This window comes from Methylobacterium sp. 001424705 (assembly GCF_059816145.1).
The window spans coordinates 63,467-83,325 of the sequence record NZ_JCBANU010000019.1 but is presented as its reverse complement, the minus strand read 5'-3'; the positions used below and the strand labels follow the sequence as shown (position 1 = coordinate 83,325).

Sequence of the window (19,859 nt, the reverse complement as noted above, 5' to 3'; positions counted from 1 at the left end):
GTGTCCGTCGCGCATGACGCAAATGTCGGACCGTGCCCGTATCGACGCCGAGAAGCCGGTGCGGTGCACAAAACTCTTTCGGCCGGTGGTTGTCGCTGCCGAGCCACGCCTTACCTCGACGGTGATCCCGCAGGGAACAACACGGTGCGCGCCGGCTTCTGCAAGGTGCGACGGACGCTCATGTCCCCCCGAAGCGTGCGAGAGACGGAAGATGGTGGCTTGATGCGGCGCGCCCACAGCATGGCTTTCGGCAGCGAAGTGACGAAGGACGGGGTTCGCTTCGCCTTCTGGGCGCCGACGGCTCAGGAAGTGAGCCTGGTGCTCGACGGGGCCGACCATACGATGCCGGAAGCCGGTGCAGGCTGGCGCCGGCTCACGGTTCCGAACGCCGGCGGTGGTGCGCGCTACGGCTATCGCATCGACGGCGATCTCGTCGTACCGGATCCGGCATCGCGGTTTCAGCCCGACGACGTCTCCGGCTTCAGCGAGGTGATCGATCCGCGCGCCTACGATTGGACCGACGGCGCCTGGACCGGACGCCCCTGGGAGGAGGTCGTGCTCTACGAACTCCATGTCGGGACGGCAACGCCGCAAGGCACCTACGCGGCGCTGGAGGGCAAGCTCGAGGATCTGCGCGACCTCGGCATCACGGCAATCGAACTATTGCCGCTGGCCGACTTCAAGGGCACCCGCAACTGGGGCTACGACGGGGTGCTGCCCTACGCGCCGGACAGCGTCTACGGCCGACCGGACGACCTGAAGCGCCTCATCGACAAGGCGCACGCCCTCGGGTTGATGGTTTTCCTCGACGCCGTCTACAACCATTTCGGCCCGGCTGGGAATTACCTCAACGCTTACGCCAAGACCTTCTTCACCGAACGACACCAGACGCCCTGGGGCGCCGGAATCAATTTCGACGGCGAGACCAGCGGACGCGTTGTCCGCGACTTTTTCATCGAGAATTCCCTGTACTGGCTCGAGGAGTTTCATTTCGACGGTCTGCGCTTCGACGCGGTCCATGCGATTCTCGACGATTCCGAGAAGCACTTCATCGGAGAACTCGCTGAGACGATCCGCGCAAGGCTGCCCGGCCGCCACATTCACCTTGTTCTCGAAAACGAAGCGAACCAAGCCCGCTGGCTCGAGCGCGATCCGCGGGGTGAGGCGATCCAGCACAACGCACAATGGGCCGACGATCTGCATCATTGCTGGCATGTGCTGCTGACCGGCGAGGATGCCGGATACTATGCTAGCTTCGCCGACAAGCCGGTTGAGCATCTGGCTCGCTGCCTGTCGGAAGGCTTCGCCTATCAGGGCGAGCCGTTCCCGACCCTCGACAACCATCCGCGCGGCGAGCCTTCAGCCCACCTGCCGCCCTCGGCCTTCGTCACCTTCCTGCAGAACCACGATCAGGTCGGAAACCGGGCGTTGGGTGAGCGACTAAGCGACCTCTGCGATCCGCAGAAGCTTGCGCTTGCCCGGGCCGGGCTGATCCTGAGCCCGCAGATACCGATGCTGTGGATGGGCGAGGAGTGGTCGGCGACCGCGCCGTTCCTGTTTTTCGTCGATTTCGCGCCGGACGGGGAATTGAGCAAGGCCGTTCGTGAGGGCCGCCGCCGGGAGTTCAAGAGCTTCGCCGCCTTCGCCGACGACACGTCGGTGATCCCGGACCCCACCGAAGCGAAGACGTTTACGGATTCGCGGATCGACTGGTCCGAGCGCTCGGATGCGCCGCACCGCGCGGTGCTCGCCGATACGCGCAACCTGCTTCAGATCCGTCATCAGAGCGTGGTGCCGCTGACGAAGACCCGCTACCTCGGCGCGAAGACGACCCTCCCGCGGCCCGACATCGTCGACTGCACCTGGACCTACGCGGGCGGCTGGCTTCGGTTCGTGGCCAATGTCGGCAGCGAGGATTTTACCGTCGAGCGTGGGAGCGGTCAGGTCATCTGGTCGAGCGGGTCGGGCAACGGATCGATCGTACTTCCGTCTTGGACGGGTGTTTTCCTGACGGGTGTGAACTGATGAGCCGCGACCTCGAACGCCTCGCCGACCTCCTTGGCGTCGCCGCCGGCTACACCGACGCCTTCGGGCAGCCGGTGGAGACCGCTCTTGACGTCCGGCGCGGGATGATCACCGCCCTCGGCTATCCCGCCGAGACCGATGCGGATATCGCCGCGAGCCTCTCCGAAGTCTCGGCCGTGCGGAGCGGGTTGATCCCGCCGGTGCTGCCAGCCGAAGCCCGCCGCGCCACGAGTGTCCCGATCCAGGTGGCAGGCGCCGGCAGGACCTTGTCCTGGCGTCTGGTCGACGAGCGTGGACATCACCGCGAGGGTCGTGTCGCGGTCACGGGCTCCAGCTTCGAGTTGCCGCCACTCACTCCCGGCTATCACCGCCTCTCCGTCGCGCTTGGTGAGCATCGCTCGGATGCTTGGGTGATCTCGGCGCCGCAGCGCTGTTGGCGCCCGCGGGCCTACGCCGATGAGGGAGCCCGCGATTGGGGGCTCGCGGCACAACTCTATGGCCTGCGCTCACCCGACAACCTCGGGATCGGCTCTTACGCCGATGCGGGGCGGGCAGCGCGGGCTGCGGGCCTGCGCGGTGCGTCCTTCCTGGGCCTCAGCCCCGTCCACGCGCTGTTCGCCACCGACCGCACCAAGATCTCGCCCTACTCGCCGTCGTCACGGCTCTTTCTCGAGACCCTGTTCATCGAGCCCGGTGTCCTGCCGGGCTTCGTCGGCTCGAAGGCGGCCGCTCTCCTCGCCTCCATGGCGGATCGCGTGGAGAGCCTGCGCGAGGCCAAGCTCGTCGAGCATGCTGGCATCTGGGCCGTGCTCTCGCCGGTGCTTCAGGCCCTCTGGCAGGAATCCGCGGCGCGCGACGGGATGGACGCGGGCTTTACCGCCTTCCGGGCCGCCGGCGGCCCGGATCTCGAAGCCCACGGCACCTTCGAGGCGCTCGCCGAGCATTATCAGGCACAGGGCGCCCAGTGGCTCGGTGACTGGCCGGAGGAGATGCGCCGCAACGGGACGCCCGCCGTGCGCGCCTTCGCCGAGGCCCACGCCGAGACCGTGACCTACCACATCTGGCTGCAGTACCTTGCGGATCGCCAACTGGAGGACGCATCCAACACCGCGCTCGCCACCGGCATGCGTCTCGGGCTCTACCGCGATCTCGCCGTCGGCGCCGACCGCGGCGGCTCGGAGATCTGGTCGCATCCCGAGCGGTTCGCGAACGGCGTCTCCATCGGGGCACCGCCGGATCTTCTGGCGCCGAAGGGTCAGGATTGGGGCCTGCCAGCCTTCCATCCCCTGGAGATGGAGCGCGACGGGCTCGCGGCCTTCCGCGCCCTGGTGGTGGCGAACATGCGCCACGCCGGCGCGATCCGGATCGACCACGCCTTCCAGCTCGCGCGCCTGTTCCTGATCCCGGTCGGACGCTCGGCCAAGGAGGGGGCTTACGTCGCGATGCCTTTCGAGCCGATGCTCGCGGTCCTGCGCCTGGAAAGCCACCGCGCCAAGTGCCTCGTGATCGCGGAAGATCTTGGTACTGCGCCGGAGGGCTTTTCAGACGCCCTGATGCAGGCAGGCATCCTGAGCTACCGGATCCTCGCCTTCGAGCGCGAGCAGGGCGCCCGCTTCAAGCCCCCGGCAGCCTATCCCCGCGATGCCCTTACGGCCATCACCACGCACGACCTGCCGACGTTCGTCGGATGGTGGCGGGGCGTCGACACCGACACGCGTCAGGCGCTGGGCCTCTACGATTCCGAGCGGGCCGATGCGGAGCGACGCGAGCGCGTCGAGGAGCGCGCCCGCCTCACCGAGGCGCTCGCTGCTGAACAGCTGCTGCCGAGCTATGATCCGCCCGAGGCCGCGCCGTTCGAGGCTGCTGCCCGTTATCTTGGGCGCGCGCCGTCCATGCTGACGGCGGTCCAGTACGAAGACGTCGTGTCCGAGCTGTCCCAAGCCAACGTCCCCGGCTCGACGGAAGGCTATCCGAACTGGCGGCGTAAGCTCGATCGCACCCTGGAGAGTATCGCCGCCCCAGGGGGGCCCCTCGCCAAGCTCGCCGCCTCCCTTGCCGCGGAGGATCGCGGGCCGCGCTCGGGCGCCGCGCGCCTCGCATCGGCTCCCCCCCGATCGACCTATCGCCTTCAGTTCCACAAGGATTTCACCTTCGCGGATGCGGAGAAGATCGTCCCCTACCTTGCCAAGCTCGGCATCAGCCACGTTTACGCCTCGCCGATCCAGAAGGCCCGGCCTGGCTCGACGCACGGCTACGACATCGTCGACCACTCCACCATCAACCCGGAGCTCGGCGGCGAGGAGGACTTCGTCCGCTTCTCGGACGCGCTGCACGGTGCCGGACTCAAGCTCCTCCTCGACATCGTCCCGAACCATATGGGCGTGGGCGGCGCCGACAATCCCTGGTGGCTCTCCGTGCTTGAATGGGGTGGCCTCTCCCCCTCGGCCGAGGCCTTCGACATCGACTGGTCACGGCTCGGCGCCAAGAACAAGCTCGTGGTGCCCTTCCTCGGCGACCGCTACGGCGAGGCCCTGGAGAAGGGGACTCTGGCGCTGAAGTTCGACCCGGAGAAGGGGGCCTTTAGCATCTGGCACTACGAGCACGAATTCCCGATCTGCCCGTTGCAGTATCCGACGATCCTGAACCGCTCGCTCGCGGCCCTCGGCGACATCGAGGACGCAGCTGCCCTGGAAGTCTTGGGCATCTCCGAGCGTCTGCGCCTCATGGGCGAGGAAACGACCGACGAGCGCCGTCGCGCCTTCCCGGCTGAGGCCGAGGAATTGAAGGATCGCCTCGTGGAGGCCGTCGAGGCCTCGCCAGCCATCGCGGCCGCGATCGGCCGCACGCTGAAGCTTCTCAACGGCGCCAAGGGGCACCCCGACAGCTTCGGCCCGCTGCACCGCCTGCTGGAGCAGCAATCCTATCGCCTCGCCCATTGGCGGATCGCCGCGAGCGACATCAACTATCGCCGGTTCTTCGACGTGAACGGCCTCGCCGGCCTGCGCGTCGAGCAGTCCGACGTGTTCCGGCGATCGCACGAGACGATCTTCCACCACATCGCGGCCGGGCGGATCGATGGGCTGCGCATCGACCACATCGACGGGCTCGCCGATCCCCTTGGCTACGCGCGCGCTCTTCAGGCCGCCATCGGCCCGGGCTTCTACGTGGTGGTGGAGAAGATCCTCGAACCCGGCGAGCGCCTGCGGCCCTGGCCCGTGGCGGGCACCACCGGCTACGACGTCCTGAACCAGCTCGACGGTATTCTCGTCGATAAGGGCAAGCGCGCCGAGATCCGCCGGCTCTACGAGAGCCGGACGCAGTTCGACGAGCCCTACAAGTTCATGCTCCGGGCCGCCAAGGCCGAGATCCTGGAGATCAGCTTCGCCTCCGAGCTCGAAGTGATGACCTCCGACCTCAAGGCGGTGGCCGATGCCGACCGGCGGACGCGTGACTTCTCGGTGAACGCCATCCGGCGGGCGCTCATCGAGACCATCGCCCGCTTCCCGACCTATCGCAGCTACCTGCCGGGCGACCTCGACGAGAGCGATGTCGAGGACGAGGATATCCACCTCATCAAGACGGCGGTGAAGAAGGCCAAGCGCTGGAGCGCGCTGCCGGACCGCTCCGTGCACGACTTCGCCGCCGACGCCATGCTCGGCCGCATCGACGTGATGGGCCCGGGCAGGCCGGACCCGGAGGTGATCCTGCGTTTCCGCCGCCGCTTCCAGCAGCTCACTGGCCCGGTGATGGCCAAGAGCCTTGAGGATACGCTGTTCTACCGTTTCGCGGAGCTCCTCGCCCTCAACGAGGTCGGTGGCGATCCGGGCGAGTACGGCCTTGACGCGGAGCACTTCCATGCGCTCCAGGCGGCGCGGGCGCGCGACTGGCCGAACGCGATGATCACAACCGCGACCCACGACACCAAGCGCGGTGAGGATGCCCGCTCCCGCCTGCTCGCCCTGTCGGAAATCCCGCAGGATTGGGCCGCCGCGTGGGAGGCCTGGACGAACCTCGCCCAGCCTCACCTGACGGTAATCGACAAGGAGCCGGTGCCGGACGCCAACGACCAGTGGATGTTCTTCCAGGCCATCCTCGGTGCGTGGCCGCTGGAGCTTCTGGACACGGACGATCCCGTGGCGATCGAGGATTTCCGTCATCGCCTCGACGCCTATGCCGAGAAGGCCCTGCGTGAATCGAAGCGCCGGTCGAGCTGGGTCAACGTCGACGAGGACTACGAGGGCGCGGTCCACGCCCTCTTCGCTCAGCTCATCGCGCCGGGGTCGGCGTTCCTGGCTCAGCTGCGCCCCTTCGCGAAGCGCCTTGCGCATCTCGGCATGATTGCCGGTCTTGGCCGAACCGTGCTGAAGGCGACCCTACCGGGCCTGCCCGACACGTACCAGGGGACCGAGTTCTGGGATTTCTCGTTCGTCGATCCCGACAACCGGCGCCCCGTGAACTATCCGGCCCTGGCCCGTGCGCTCGAGGAGGGCCTGCCCGCCGCCGACCTGCTGGCACACTGGACGGACGGGCGCGTCAAGCAGGCGACTCTTGCCAGACTTCTGGCCGATCGCGCCGCTCGCCCGAGCTTCTACGCCGACGCCGATTATCAAGCACTTCCGGCGTCCGGTCCGCAGGCGGAGCATGTCATCGCATTCACACGGTCCGATGCGACGACGGGCGAGGGCGATCTCGTCGTGGCGGTCCCGCGCCTTGTCTCGGGCCTCGTTGGCGAGGAACTCTGGTCAAGTGAGGCTTTTGCGGGCACGGGCGTGGCGGTGACGCCGGCCTCGGCCTGGATCGATCTCGTCACCGGCGACGAGATTGCTGCCGAGGATGGCCGGATCGAACTCGGACGGGCCTTCGCACGTCTGCCCTATGCCGTCTTGAAGCGGATCCGCTGACGGCGCGTCGAACGCGTCCCGCATGGCGAGGGCGCACCGACACGATCGACACGGGGGAGGGATCGGCCTTCCCCGTCACGGCTTCGCCTTCTCGGGACAGCCGCTCTCCGGTTCAAGCGGTCCCTGCCGGGGTCCAGAGCCGGGCACGCAGAGACGAAATGGAGCACGCATGAACGCACCCAGTCCCGCAACGACCGCCGCCCAGCGGACCGCCGCCGGTCAGGTGCCGCTTCCCGCCGCCCTCGCGCCCCGGGCCGAGGGGCCCCGCATCTACAACCTCTTCCCGCTTCTCGTCGGCCGGGTGTCCGCCTGGACCGCCGAGCTGCCTCGGATCGCCGCCCTCGGTTTCAACTGGGTCTATCTCAATCCCTTCCACCAGACCGGTGGGTCGCGCAGCCTCTACGCCGTGGCCGATCCGGACCGTCTGGACGAGCGTTTCCGCGACCAGGACGGAACTTCGGACGACGAGCAGATCCGTCGGTTCTGCGCCGCTGCTGCGGCGCACGGTCTCAGCGTGATGACGGACCTCGTCATCAACCACACCGCCATGGATGGCCCCCTTGCCAGCCAGCGTCCGGACCTGTTCGTGCGGGATGCCGAAGGCCAGATCGAGAGCCCCTACGCGGTCGACCCCGACGATCCGTCGATTCGCACGGTCTGGGGCGATCTTGCCGAACTCGACTATCATTCGGACGGTGCGCGTCGGGAACTCACCTCCCTCTGGTCGGGCTACGTCAATCGGCTGCAGGATCTCGGCGTCCAGGGCTTCCGCTGCGATGCCGCCTACAAGGTCCCGGCTACGGTGTGGCGCGACCTCATCGGTGCTGCCAAGGCGCTGGAGCCGGATTGCCTGTTCGCGGCCGAAACACTCGGCTGCACCTTCGAGGAGGCGCAATCCACCGCCGGCGCCGGGTTCGATTACCTCTTCAACAGTTTCGCCTGGTGGGACTTGAAGGCATCCTGGGCGCTGGACCAGTACGAGCGCCTGCGCGTCATCGCGCCCTCGATCGCTTTCCCCGAGAACCACGACATGGCCCGCTTGGCGGCTGACCTCGACGGCGACGCGGCGGCCATCGCCCGTCATCTCACGGCGCGCTATGCGCTGTCGGCGTTCTTCTCGGCCGGTGTGCTGATGCCGATCGGGTACGAATGGGGCTACCAGCGTGCCTTGCACGTGGTCGACACGACGCCGGAAGCGCGGGAATCGAACACCGGAATCGACATCTCGGCTTGGATCGCAGCGATCAACGCACTGCGGGCCGAACTTCCGGCTGCCAACGTTGAGGGCGCCCAAGCGCGCATCTCCTCGCCGGACGCGCCCTACGCGGCTCTGCTGCGCTTCGACACCGGACATGGCGCCTCCGCGCGCAGCGCCACGCTGGTCCTGTACAATCCGACGGAGGCTCCGGTGCCGGTGGAGCCCGGTGTCCTTCTGGCCCGGACCGGTGGCATGCTCGGCGATTTCGTCGATCGGACCCCTGAGGCGGAGCCCATCGATTTTCGCCCGGGCGTCGCCCTGACTCTGGCGTCGGGAGAAGTCCGCATTCTCGCCGCGGAGCGCGCGGACGTACAGGTTGAGCCGAAGCCGAGCACGCCCACCGGTGAGGGACGGGTGGTGATCGAGGCGGTGATGCCGGAACTCGACGGCGGTCGGTCGGCGGTCAAACGCGTCGTCGGCGAGAGCGTCCACGTCACCGCCGACATCTTCAGCGACGGCCACGAGATCATCGACGCCGAGATTCTCTCGCGGGTGGTCGGCGAGACCGAATGGCGGGCCGATCGCATGGTCTTCGTGGACAACGATCGCTGGGGCGGTCACTTCCCGCTCCTTCGCAACGCCCGCTACGAGTTCACGATCCAGGCCTGGCGCGATGGCTATTCGTCCTGGGTCCGCGACACCCTGAAGAAGCGCGACGCCGGGGTCGACGTCCGTCTGGAGACCATCGAGGGCGTGGACTTCGTGATGGGCGCGGTGGAGAACGCCGAGGGCCCGGACGGCGACCGACTGAAGGCGCTCGTGCGCGAACTCGCGGCGCAGCCGACTGGCTCGTCGGCGCAGCTCGACCTCATGCTTGCGCCCGCCAACGCGCACCTGATCCGTCGGCATGCCCCGCGCAACAACCTCTCGCGCTATCCGGTGAAGGTGCCGGTGATCGCCGACCGTCTCGCCGCCCGATTCTCGGCTTGGTACGAAATTTTCCCGCGCTCCCAGTCGATGGACGTCGACCGCCATGGCACTTTCGACGACGTGATCCGACGCTTGCCGGAGATCCGCGAACTCGGCTTCGACGTGCTGTACTTCACGCCGATCCACCCCGTCGGAAAGACCAACCGCAAGGGCAAGAACAACACCCTCAAGGCCCTGCCCGGGGATGTGGGCTCGGTCTACGCGGTCGGCTCCGAAGAGGGCGGGCACGAGGCCGTGCACCCGGATCTCGGCACCCTCGACGACTTCCGCCGCCTCGTGGCGGCGAGCCACGCCTACGGGATGGAGATCGCCCTCGACTTTGCGATCCAGTGCTCGCCCGACCATCCCTGGATCAAGAACCACCCCGAATGGTTCGAGTGGCGCCCCGACGGCACGCTGAAGTTCGCCGAGAATCCGCCCAAGAAGTACGAGGACATCTCCAACGTCCACTTCTACGGCGGCGCGCTGCCGTCCCTTTGGATCGAGCTGCGCGACATCGTCATGGGCTGGGCCGAGCTCGGCGCCCGGATCTTCCGCGTCGACAACCCGCATACGAAGCCGATCCCGTTCTGGGAGTGGATGATCGCCGAGGTGAATGCCCGCTACCCGGACGTGATTTTCCTCGCGGAGGCCTTCACCCGGCCGAAGATGATGAAGAAGCTTGCCAAGGCCGGCTATCAGCAGAGCTACACTTACTTCACCTGGCGCGACACCAAGCAGGATCTGATTGCTTATTCGACCGAGCTAGCCGGAGAGATGGGCGAATATTATCGCCCTAACTTCTTTGCCAACACGCCGGACATCAATCCGATCTACCTGCAGACCAGTGGACGGGCGGGCTTCGTCGTGCGTGCGACCCTCGCCGCCACGCTGTCGAGCGTCTGGGGCATCTACAACGGCTTCGAGATGTGCGAGGCCGAGCCCTACCCAGGCAAGGAGGAATACCTCAACTCCGAGAAGTACGAGCTGAAGGCCTGGGACTACCACCGCCCCGGCAACATCCGCGACCACATCATCAAGCTGAATCAGATCCGGCGCGACAACCCGGCCCTATGGGACTTCCGCAACGTCGTCTTCACCGGCGCCTACAACGAGCAGATCATCGGCTACGCCAAGGTGACGCCGGACGGGGACAACTGCATCTTCGTGCTGGTCAACCTCGACCCGCGCAACCGTCAGGAATGCACCTACGAGGTGCCGCTCTGGCTGCTCGGACAGCCCGATGACGGCGCGGTCGAGGTCGAGGATCTGCTCCTCGGCTACAAGTTCGCGCTGCGTGGGAAATCGCACCGGATCGCTCTCGATCCCGCAGAGCGCTCGGCGGTGATCTGGCGCCTTCGCGCCCCGAGCCGGGTTGCGTAAGCCGCGTGCCCGTGTCAGCAAAAAACCCGGCGGCCCAGGCGGGCCGTCGTCGTGTCGCCCGATTGTCGGCGCCTACCCCGCCGATGGACGCCGCGCTCGCCAGTCTCACCGCTGAGAGTGGTGCGGATGCCCCGGACACGCCCTTGAACTCGACGCATGAGGCAACGACGCGATGATCGATCGCAGCGATCCGCAATGGTACCGTGACGCCATCATCTACCAGATCCACGTCAAGTCGTTCTTCGACTCCAACAACGACGGGATCGGCGATTTCGAGGGCCTGACGCAGAAGCTCGACTATGTCCGCGACCTCGGTGTCACGGCCATCTGGCTGATGCCGTTCTATCCGTCGCCCCTGCGCGATGACGGTTACGACATTGGCGACTATCGCGAGGTGAATCCCTCCTACGGGACGATGGAGGAGTTCCGGAAGTTCGTGGACGCCGCGCACGAGCGCGGCCTGCGGGTGATCACCGAGCTCGTCATCAACCACACCTCGGACCAGCACCCCTGGTTCCAGCGGGCCCGCGAGGCGCCGGCCGGTTCGCCGGAGCGCGACTTCTACGTCTGGTCGGACACCGACACGCCGTACTCGGACACGCGCATCATCTTCCTCGACACCGAGGTCTCGAACTGGACCTGGGACCCGGTCGCGAAGCAGTACTTCTGGCACCGCTTCTACAGCCACCAGCCGGACCTGAACTTCGACAACCCGGCTGTGCTCGAGGCGGTCATCGAGGTCATGCGCTACTGGCTGGACATGGGCGTGGACGGCCTGCGCCTCGACGCGATCCCCTACCTGATCGAGCGGGATGGCACGAACTGCGAGAACCTTCCCGAGACCCACACGGTCATCAAGGCCATCCGCACCGCGCTCGACGCGAGCTATCCCGACCGCATGCTGCTCGCCGAGGCCAACCAGTGGCCCGAGGAGACCGCGCAGTATTTCGGCGACGGCGACGAGTGCCACATGGCATTCCACTTTCCGCTGATGCCGCGCATGTACATGGCGATCGCCCGGGAGGACCGGCATCCGATCACAGACATCATGCGCCAGACGCCGGAGATCCCCGAGGGCTGTCAGTGGGCGATCTTCCTGCGAAACCACGACGAGCTGACCCTCGAAATGGTCACGGCCGAGGAGCGCGACTACCTCTGGTCGTTCTACGCCGCCGAGCGCCGCGCCCGCATCAACCTCGGCATCCGGCGCCGCCTTGCACCCTTGCTGGAGAACGACCGCCGCAAGATCGAGCTGATGAAGTCCCTCGTCCTGTCGATGCCCGGTACGCCGGTGCTCTATTACGGCGACGAGATCGGCATGGGCGACAACATCTACCTCGGTGACCGCGACGGCGTGCGCACGCCCATGCAGTGGTCGCCGGACCGCAACGGCGGCTTCTCGCGGGCGAACCCTCAGAAGCTGTTCCTGCCTTCCGTGCAGGACCCGATCTACGGTTTTGACGCGATCAACGTCGAGGCACAGACCCAGTCGCAGACCAGCCTGCTGAACTGGACGCGTCGGATGATCGCGATCCGCAACAATTCGGTGGCTTTGGGCCGCGGCGGCATGCAGTTCCTGTATCCTTCGAACCGCAAGGTCCTGGCCTGGATTCGCGAGTTCGAGGGCGAGCGCGTCCTCTGCGTCGCCAACCTGTCGCGGGCGCCGCAGGCGGTGCAGCTCGACCTGTCGGAACTCCGCAGCGCCGTGCCGATCGAGCTGACCGGCGGTTCGGAGTTCCCGGCCATCGGCGAACTACCCTACCTGCTCACCCTGCCGTCCTACGGCTTCTACTGGTTCTCCCTCAGCGCGGCGAACGCCGGGAGCATCGGCCCGCAGCCGGAACTGCCGGAACTCTTCACCCTCGTTCTCACCGGCGGCATCGAGACCCTGATGGCCGGGCGCGAGCGCACGGCGTTCGAACGGACCGTCGCTCCGCGCTTCATCGCCACCCGCCGTTGGTTCGCCGCCAAGGGCTCGCGCATCAAGTCGGTGCAGGTCACCGACAGCGCGGCGCTGAAGGACAGCACCGGCGAGGCGAAGTTTCTTCTGCCCCGCGTCGCGGTCCACCTCTCCACCGGCGAGCGGCAGGACTACTTCGTACCGGTGGCCGTCGATGAGGGCCGCGAGGACGAGGCGATGCTTCAGCACGCCGTGGCCCGCGTACGCCGCGGTCCGCGCACCGGCCTGCTGCTAGGCGCGGCGGCGTCGCCGAGCTTCGCGGTCGCGATGATCGAGAGCATGCGCGAGGGTCGCGAGATCCCCACCGAGACCGGGCGCCTCGTGTTCTCGACCACCTCCGCCTTCGAGAGCGACGTCACCGTCGAGGCCGGCGAAGTCCGGTCGCTCAACGCCGAGCAGAGCAACACCTCGATCGCCATCGGATCGAAGATGATGCTCAAGCTGCTGCGCCGCCTGCAGACCGGAATCCATCCGGAGATCGAGGTCGGTCGCTTCCTCACCGAGACCGCGCATTTCCATAACACGCCGGCGCTCCTCGGCGTTCTCGAGCACGTCGACGCAAGGGGTACCCGTACGGCGCTCGCAGTGCTGCAGAAATTCGTGCCGAACCAGGGCGACGCCTGGACGCTCATGCTGGAAGGCCTGCGCCGCGACTTCGATACCGTAGTGCTGGCTCCGGAGAGCGAAGCTCCGTCCCCGGCCGAGGCCTTCGAGACACATCTGCGCTGGGCAATCCTGCTCGGTCGCCGCACGGCCGAGATGCACAACGCGTTCGCGGTCGAGACCGACGACCCGGCCTTCGCGGCCGAGCCCTTCGACCACGCCGACCTCTACGCCCTCGGCGACGACACCCGCCGCCAGGCGGAGCGGGCCTTCCGCGGTCTCGACGGCCTCGCGGGCCGCGCCTCCAATGCGGCGAGCACCGAGTTGGCGGGTCGCCGCCATGAGGTCGAGGCGGCGATCGAGACCCTCACCGCCAAGGCACCTCAGGGGGCCATGAAAACCCGCATCCACGGTGACTATCACCTCGGACAGGTGCTGGCGGCCGAGGCCGATCTCATCATCGTCGACTTCGAGGGCGAACCTTCGCGGCCGGCCGACGAGCGCCGGATCAAATCGACGCCCCTGCGCGACGTCGCCGGCATGCTGCGCTCCTTCGCGTACGGCGCCGAGACCGTGACTCGCGGAATCGCAGCCCGCTTCTCGGATTCCGAGGAGCGGGCCCGTCGGGCCTCGATCGCCTGGCGCGGCATGATCGATGCCGCCTTCCTCGACGGTTACCGCGAGGTCGTCTCGGTGAGCCGGGCCGCCGTGACCGATCCCGAGACCGAGAGCCGCCTCCTCAAACTCTCCCTCCTGACGAAGGCGCTCTACGAGGTCGATTACGAAGCCAACAACCGTCCGGATTGGATCGAAATCCCCGCCCGTGGGGTTCTCAACATTCTGGACGAGATCAAGAAAGGCGTTTGAATGATGGGCATCGACGAGACGTTCGCGAGCAGGACGGGCCAAGCGTCCGGCACCTCAAAATCGGCGGACGTTGCGCCCGTTGCCACCCGGGCGCCGCAGGCGGCGGCGCCCGAGACCGGTTCTCTCCACCCGGACGCGATCGCCGCCATCATGGCGGCGAACCATGGCGATCCGTTCTCGGTGCTGGGCCCCCATCAGGTCGGTCCGGGTCAGTGGGAGATCCGTGCCGTCCTGCCCGAGGCAAAATCCGCCAGCCTCCTCGTGGGCGGCCGGCGCATCCCATTCGAGCGCAAGCACCCGGACGGCTTCTTCATCGCACACCTGCCGAGCGAGGGGCGCCCACTCTACGAACTGTCCGTCGAGACCTGGGATGGCGTCGAGCGCTCTCGCCATGACCCCTATGGATTCGGCTCTTCCCTGCGCCAGGAGGACATCGACAACCTGCGCGAGGTCGGCAGCAACGTCACCTACCGCATCCTCGGTGCGCAGCATCGCCCCGTCGACGGCATCGACGGTTTCCGCTTCGCGGTCTGGGCACCGAATGCCCGCCGTGTGAGCGTCGTTGGCGACTTCAACAACTGGGATGGCCGTCGGCATCCCATGCGGCTCTGGCAGAATGGCGGGATCTGGGAGCTGTTCATCCCCGGCCTGAAGGCCGGCGCGCACTACAAGTACGAGATCCGTGGCGCCGATGGATCGCTCCTGCCCCTCAAGGCCGATCCCGTCGCCTTCGCGGCCCAGAAGCCGCCCGAGACCGCCTCGGTTCTCCAGGGTACGAACGATCCTGCGTGGCACGACGAGAAGTGGATGGCGACGCGTGGGGTCAAGGACCCGCGCCATATCCCCATCTCGATCTACGAGGTTCATCTCGGTTCCTGGGCGCGCGTCGCCGAGGAGGGTAACCGCTACCTGACCTACCAGGAGCTGGGTGAACGCCTGATTCCCTACGTGAAGGAAATGGGCTTCACCCATATCGAGATGCTGCCGATCACGGAGTACCCCTTCGACGGATCATGGGGTTACCAGCCCGTGTCGTTGTTCGCGCCGACGAGTCGCTTCGGTACGCCAGACGACTTCGCCGCCTTCGTGGATGCGGCCCACGCGGCTGGGATCGGCGTCATGCTCGACTGGGTCCCGGGCCACTTCCCCCTCGATGCACACGGCCTGGGCCAGTTCGACGGTACGCACCTCTACGAGCACGCCGACCCAAGGCAGGGCTTCCACCAGGATTGGGGCACCTACATCTACAATTTCGGGCGGACGGAAGTATCCAGCTTCCTGGCCGGCAATGCACGGTTCTGGCTCGAGCATTACCACCTCGATGGCCTGCGCGTGGATGCCGTCGCATCGATGCTTTACCTCGACTACTCCCGTCGTCAGGGCGAGTGGATTCCGAACCGCTACGGTGGCAACGAGAATCTCGACGCCATCGAGTTCCTGCGCAAAACCAACGAGGCAACCTACGCCCATGCACCCGGCACTCTGACGGTGGCTGAGGAGTCCACCTCCTGGCCGGGCGTCTCGCACCCGACCTATACGGGGGGCCTCGGCTTCGGGTTCAAGTGGAACATGGGGTGGATGCACGACACCCTGAACTTCGTCTCGAAGGAGACGATCCACCGGCGCTACCACCACCACGACCTGACCTTCGGTCTTCTCTATGCCTTCTCGGAAAACTTCATCCTACCGCTGTCCCACGACGAGGTGGTGCATGGGAAGGGTTCGCTCCTCGGCAAGATGCCGGGCGACCGCTGGCAGAAATTCGCGAACCTTCGCGCCTACTACGGCTTCATGTGGGGCCATCCTGGAAAGAAGTTGCTCTTCATGGGCTGCGAGTTCGGCCAGGAGAAGGAGTGGAACCACAACCAGAGCCTCGACTGGCACCTTCTGAAAGACGGGCTGCATCAGGGCGTCAAGGATCTGATCCGCGACTTGAACCATCTCTACACGGCGACGCCAGCCCTCCATAGCCGGGACACCGAGGCCGGTGGCTTCCAGTGGCTGGTGTCTGACGATCAGGACAACAGCGTCATCGCTTGGGCCCGGAAAGGTCGCGAGCCCAATGAGATTGCGGTCGTGGTGTCCAACTTCACGCCAGTGCCGCGCGAGGGATACCGGGTCGGCGTTCCCGCTGAGGGCTTCTATCGAGAAGCGATCAACTCGGATGCGGAGCGTTACGGCGGTTCGAACGTCGGCAACATGGGCGGCGTTCAGGCCGAAGCCGTGCCGAGCCACGGCCAGCCCTATTCCGTGTCCCTGACGATTCCGCCCCTCGCGACGACGATCTTTATCCGAGAGGGATAAGAGCGTATGCCGCGCGTCCCGCCCTTCGGGATGGGACGTGGCACCCCCAGACACGAACACAGCCGGCGGGTGTCCCCGCCGGCTGTGTTCGTCTCATTGATGTGGACGTACCGAGATCAGGCGGCGCGCAGGCGCAGACCGGCCGTATTGCCGAAGGCACGAGCGTAGAGAGAGGCGTAGTTCATCGCGGCCTGGTCCCAACCGAACGAACGCGACATGGCGTGGCGACGCATCGCGTTCAGCCGCTTCTTTTGCGCGAAGGTGTCGAAAGCGCGCCGGATGGCGCCGGAGAAGCCCCGCGCGGAAGCCTCACCGAAAGTGAAGCCGGTGACGCCGTCCTCGACCGTGTCGGCGAGGCCGCCGGTGCGGTGAACGATCGGCAGGGACCCGAAACGCTGGGCGTACATCTGGGCGAGGCCGCAGGGCTCGAAGCGGGACGGCATCAGCAGAAAGTCGCTCCCCGCGAACATGCGGCGGGCATCGCGCTCCTCGAAGCCAACATGCACGCCGACGGAGGAGGGGTAACGGCGGGCAAGGTCGCGCAGCGCGCCCTCGAACCGACCCTCGCCCTGACCGATCACCACCAACTGGCCGCCCTCGGCGACGATCGACTCGGCCGCGCCGATGCTGAGATCGATGCCCTTCTGGTGCACGAGGCGGGAGACAACGGCAAAGAGGGGGCCGCGCGACACGGCCAGACCGAACTGTCGGCGGACGGTCTCGGCGTTGGCGCGCTTACCCTTCCAGTCGTCGATCTCGAAGCGGGCGGCGAGATGCGGGTCAGTGCGGGAGTCCCAGCTCTCGTCAATGCCATTAAGGATGCCGGCGAGACGACCTTGCGCGGCTCGAGTTCGCAGAAGGCCGTCGAGGCCGCAGCCCGATTCCTGCGTGATGATTTCCCGGGCGTAGGTCTCGCTGACGGTCGTGACGTGCGAGGCGTAATAGAGCCCGGCCTTGAGAAAGGAGAGCTGCCCGTAGAACTCGACGCCATCCATCCGGAAGGCATCCTCGGGGATGCCTAGACGCCCGAGGGCCTCACGCGGGAAGACGCCCTGATAGGCGAGATTGTGCACCGTGAGGATGCTCGGCACCCGCAACCCGCTCCATGCGAGGTAGGCGGGGGCAAGGGCTGCTTGCCAGTCGTTCAGGTGTAGCAGATCCGCGGCCCAAGTCGGGTCGATGCCGCGCGCGATTTCCGCGGCCGCGAGGCTCAGGCGGGCGAAACGGATGTCGTTGTCCCCGAAGTCGCCCTGAGCGTTGCCGTAGGGCGTCCCATCCCGCTGATAGAGGTCTGCGTTGAGGATGACGTAGACTTTGAGCCCGTCGGTGGTCTCCACGAGTCCGAGATCGCTGGGCGGAATGCCGGCCTGGGCCGGCAACTGTGCGACGACCGGAATGTTATCGAACTGCTCGATGACCTGTCGATATCCCGGAATCACGACGCGGACATCGTAATGCCTGCGCAGGGCCCGCGGAAGGGAGCCTGCGACTTCCCCGAGGCCGCCCGTCTTCACGAAGTCGGCCATCTCCGGCGTAGCGAAGAGGATACGGGGCTGGAGTTGATGACGGGATCTGGGGCTGTGGTGGAGGTCGATGGGGTCTTGCTGGTCCGCCACGCTCATGAATACGTTCCCGCGTCGAGCGGTGGGCGGGAATGGAGAGCGAGAGCCCAGCATCGACGTCGACCTCGTGAACGCAGCGTGATGGCTATTGTTCCGTTGCGTTGCACAATTCAAGCCACGTCCAGGAACTTTCTCGTTTTGCGACGAATGTGCCCGCTTTTTACACGGTGACGTGATGTCGGGGGTAAGCCCCGGCAGGGTCCCGGAGCAGGATCAAACCCTCATCGGCTTCGAGGACCATAGCGTCATCGGACCGGCTAATGGGCCGGTCCGGGCGCGTCGAAAGGAGAATGGCCCAGGTACTACCGTCTTCGGCGGTATCGATGATGGTTTGCCGCGATGCACTGAAGTTCAGCAATATGCGGAGCGTCGCATCACCGTCGTGCCGCTCATAGGCAAAGACGAACGCCGTTGAGGAGGGAAGGCTGCGAAATCCTCCGGTCGAGAGGGCGGTATGATCCCGGCGCAGGCGCAGGAGGCGGCGATAGAGGGTGAGAAGCGATCGGGCATCATCGCACTGGCACTCGACGTTCCGGGTTGCCGCATCCGGGCTCAACGGGAGCCAGGGCTCTCCTGCACTGAAACCAGCGTGGAACGAGTCGTCCCACTGCATCGGCGTGCGTTCCGGGTCGCGGCCATGGCCCGGCTCGTTGCGCTCCCAGGGATCCTGGACGCGGTCCGGTGGAATGGTCACGTGGGCGAGACCGATCTCGTCGCCGTAATAAAGGGTGGGCGTGCCGCGCAGGGTCAGCAGAAGCATCGCCGCGATGCCGGCCTGCGCGGCGCCGACCCGTGCCGCGATCCTGGACTGGTCATGGTTGCCGAGCACCCAGTTTGGCCAACCGCCAGGGGGGAGGGCGTTCTCGTAGGCGATTACGAGCTCGGCCACCGAGTGGGCGTTCCAGGGCGTCTGGATAAGCTGGAAGTTGAAGGGCAGATCGACGCCTGCCAGATCGGCACCGTAATAGGCTACGAGGCGCTCGACGGGCAGGTAGATCTCGCCGATCAGAACGCGCTCCCCGTAGGGCGCCAGCACGGCCCGCATCTCGGCGATGACATCGAAGATCTCCGGACGATCGGCGGAGTAGACCTGGGCGAATCGATTGATCTCAGCCTGTCCGGCGCTGAACCCCGGATTCTCGGGATTGTCGCGGAATCCCTCATCCTTCATCAGGTGCCAGATCACATCGACGCGGAAGCCGTCCACGCCGCGGTCAAGCCAGAAGCGAAGTACGTCATGCATCGCCGCGCGAACGCTCGGGTTGCGCCAGTTCAGGTCCGGCTGCTCGCGCAGGAAGGCATGGTAGTAGTATTGCCCGGTCGCTTCGTCGAGGGTCCAGGCAGGGCCGCCGAAATTGCTGATCCAGTTGTTCGGCGGGCCTCCATCGGGAGCGGGATCGCGCCAAATATACCAGTCCCGCTTGGCGCTTGTGCGTGCGCTGCGGCTGTCCGCGAACCACGGATGGGCGATCGAGGTGTGGTTCGGGACGAAATCGAGGATCACCTTGAGCCGCCTGAAATGGGCTTCCGCCACCAAGGCGTCGAAATCCTCCAGTGTTCCGAACAGCGGGTCGACGCCGCAGTAATCCGCGACGTCGTAACCGAAATCCGCCATCGGAGAGGGATAGAACGGCGAGATCCAGACGGCGTCGACTCCGAGCCAGGCTAGGTAGTCGAGGCGGCGGGTGATGCCGCGCAGGTCCCCGATTCCATCCCCGTCGCTATCCTGGAAGGAGCGCGGGTAGACCTGATAGACGGTGCCGCTCTTCCACCAGACCGTATCCGCCATGCAATCCTCCGGCGACGCGTCCCGATCGCGTCCGGGCCGGACCCTAGCCGCAGACGGGACCCTGCGCGACCCGTTCGATCCGAAGGGCGTTCAGACAATATTCGAACGTGGTGTGGTCTCATTCCCGCACGGTTTGGCTGGGACTGTCGGACACCGTGACGCAGGTTTGAACGCTGGTGCAGGACTGTGGTCTCGACGGCGGCCCCACAGGGCACGTTCGCACAAGCAATGCTCCGCA

Annotated in this window: 7 protein-coding genes; 5 read left to right on the top strand and 2 right to left on the bottom strand. The window is 66.4% G+C overall.

What is annotated here, in order from left to right; translation table 11 throughout:
• Positions 1-222: 222 nt before the first annotated feature.
• From treZ to glgB, 5 genes are all read left to right on the top strand, one after another.
• Positions 223-2,025, top strand: coding sequence for a malto-oligosyltrehalose trehalohydrolase (treZ, locus tag AC6EUL_RS15145; RefSeq protein ID WP_499871075.1), 1,803 nt, complete (start codon positions 223-225; stop codon positions 2,023-2,025).
• Entirely contained in the window at positions 2,025-6,926 is a 4,902-nt protein-coding gene (locus tag AC6EUL_RS15140; protein ID WP_499871029.1) for a malto-oligosyltrehalose synthase, read from the top strand. The genes treZ and AC6EUL_RS15140 overlap by 1 nt, the downstream gene beginning before the upstream one ends.
• A 169-nt stretch (positions 6,927-7,095) precedes the next feature.
• Positions 7,096-10,476 (top strand): maltotransferase domain-containing protein, encoded by a 3,381-nt coding sequence (locus tag AC6EUL_RS15135; RefSeq protein WP_499871027.1) that lies wholly within the window; start codon positions 7,096-7,098, stop codon positions 10,474-10,476.
• 172 nt (positions 10,477-10,648) lie between these two features.
• Positions 10,649-13,906: a maltose alpha-D-glucosyltransferase gene (gene treS / locus AC6EUL_RS15130; RefSeq protein ID WP_499871025.1), complete on the top strand. Its 3,258-nt coding sequence runs from the start codon at positions 10,649-10,651 to the stop codon at positions 13,904-13,906.
• Complete coding sequence (gene glgB, locus AC6EUL_RS15125; protein WP_499871023.1) at positions 13,907-16,210, top strand: 1,4-alpha-glucan branching protein GlgB; 2,304 nt, start codon at positions 13,907-13,909, stop codon at positions 16,208-16,210. It begins immediately after the preceding gene.
• A gap of 116 nt (positions 16,211-16,326) precedes the next feature.
• Here glgB and glgA read toward each other — a convergent pair whose 3' ends face one another.
• Positions 16,327-17,832: a glycogen synthase GlgA gene (glgA, locus tag AC6EUL_RS15120; RefSeq protein ID WP_056217274.1), complete on the bottom strand. Its 1,506-nt coding sequence runs from the start codon at positions 17,830-17,832 to the stop codon at positions 16,327-16,329.
• 160 nt (positions 17,833-17,992) lie between these two features.
• Positions 17,993-19,621: an alpha-amylase family glycosyl hydrolase gene (locus tag AC6EUL_RS15115; RefSeq protein ID WP_056269602.1), complete on the bottom strand. Its 1,629-nt coding sequence runs from the start codon at positions 19,619-19,621 to the stop codon at positions 17,993-17,995.
• Positions 19,622-19,859 lie beyond the last annotated feature (238 nt).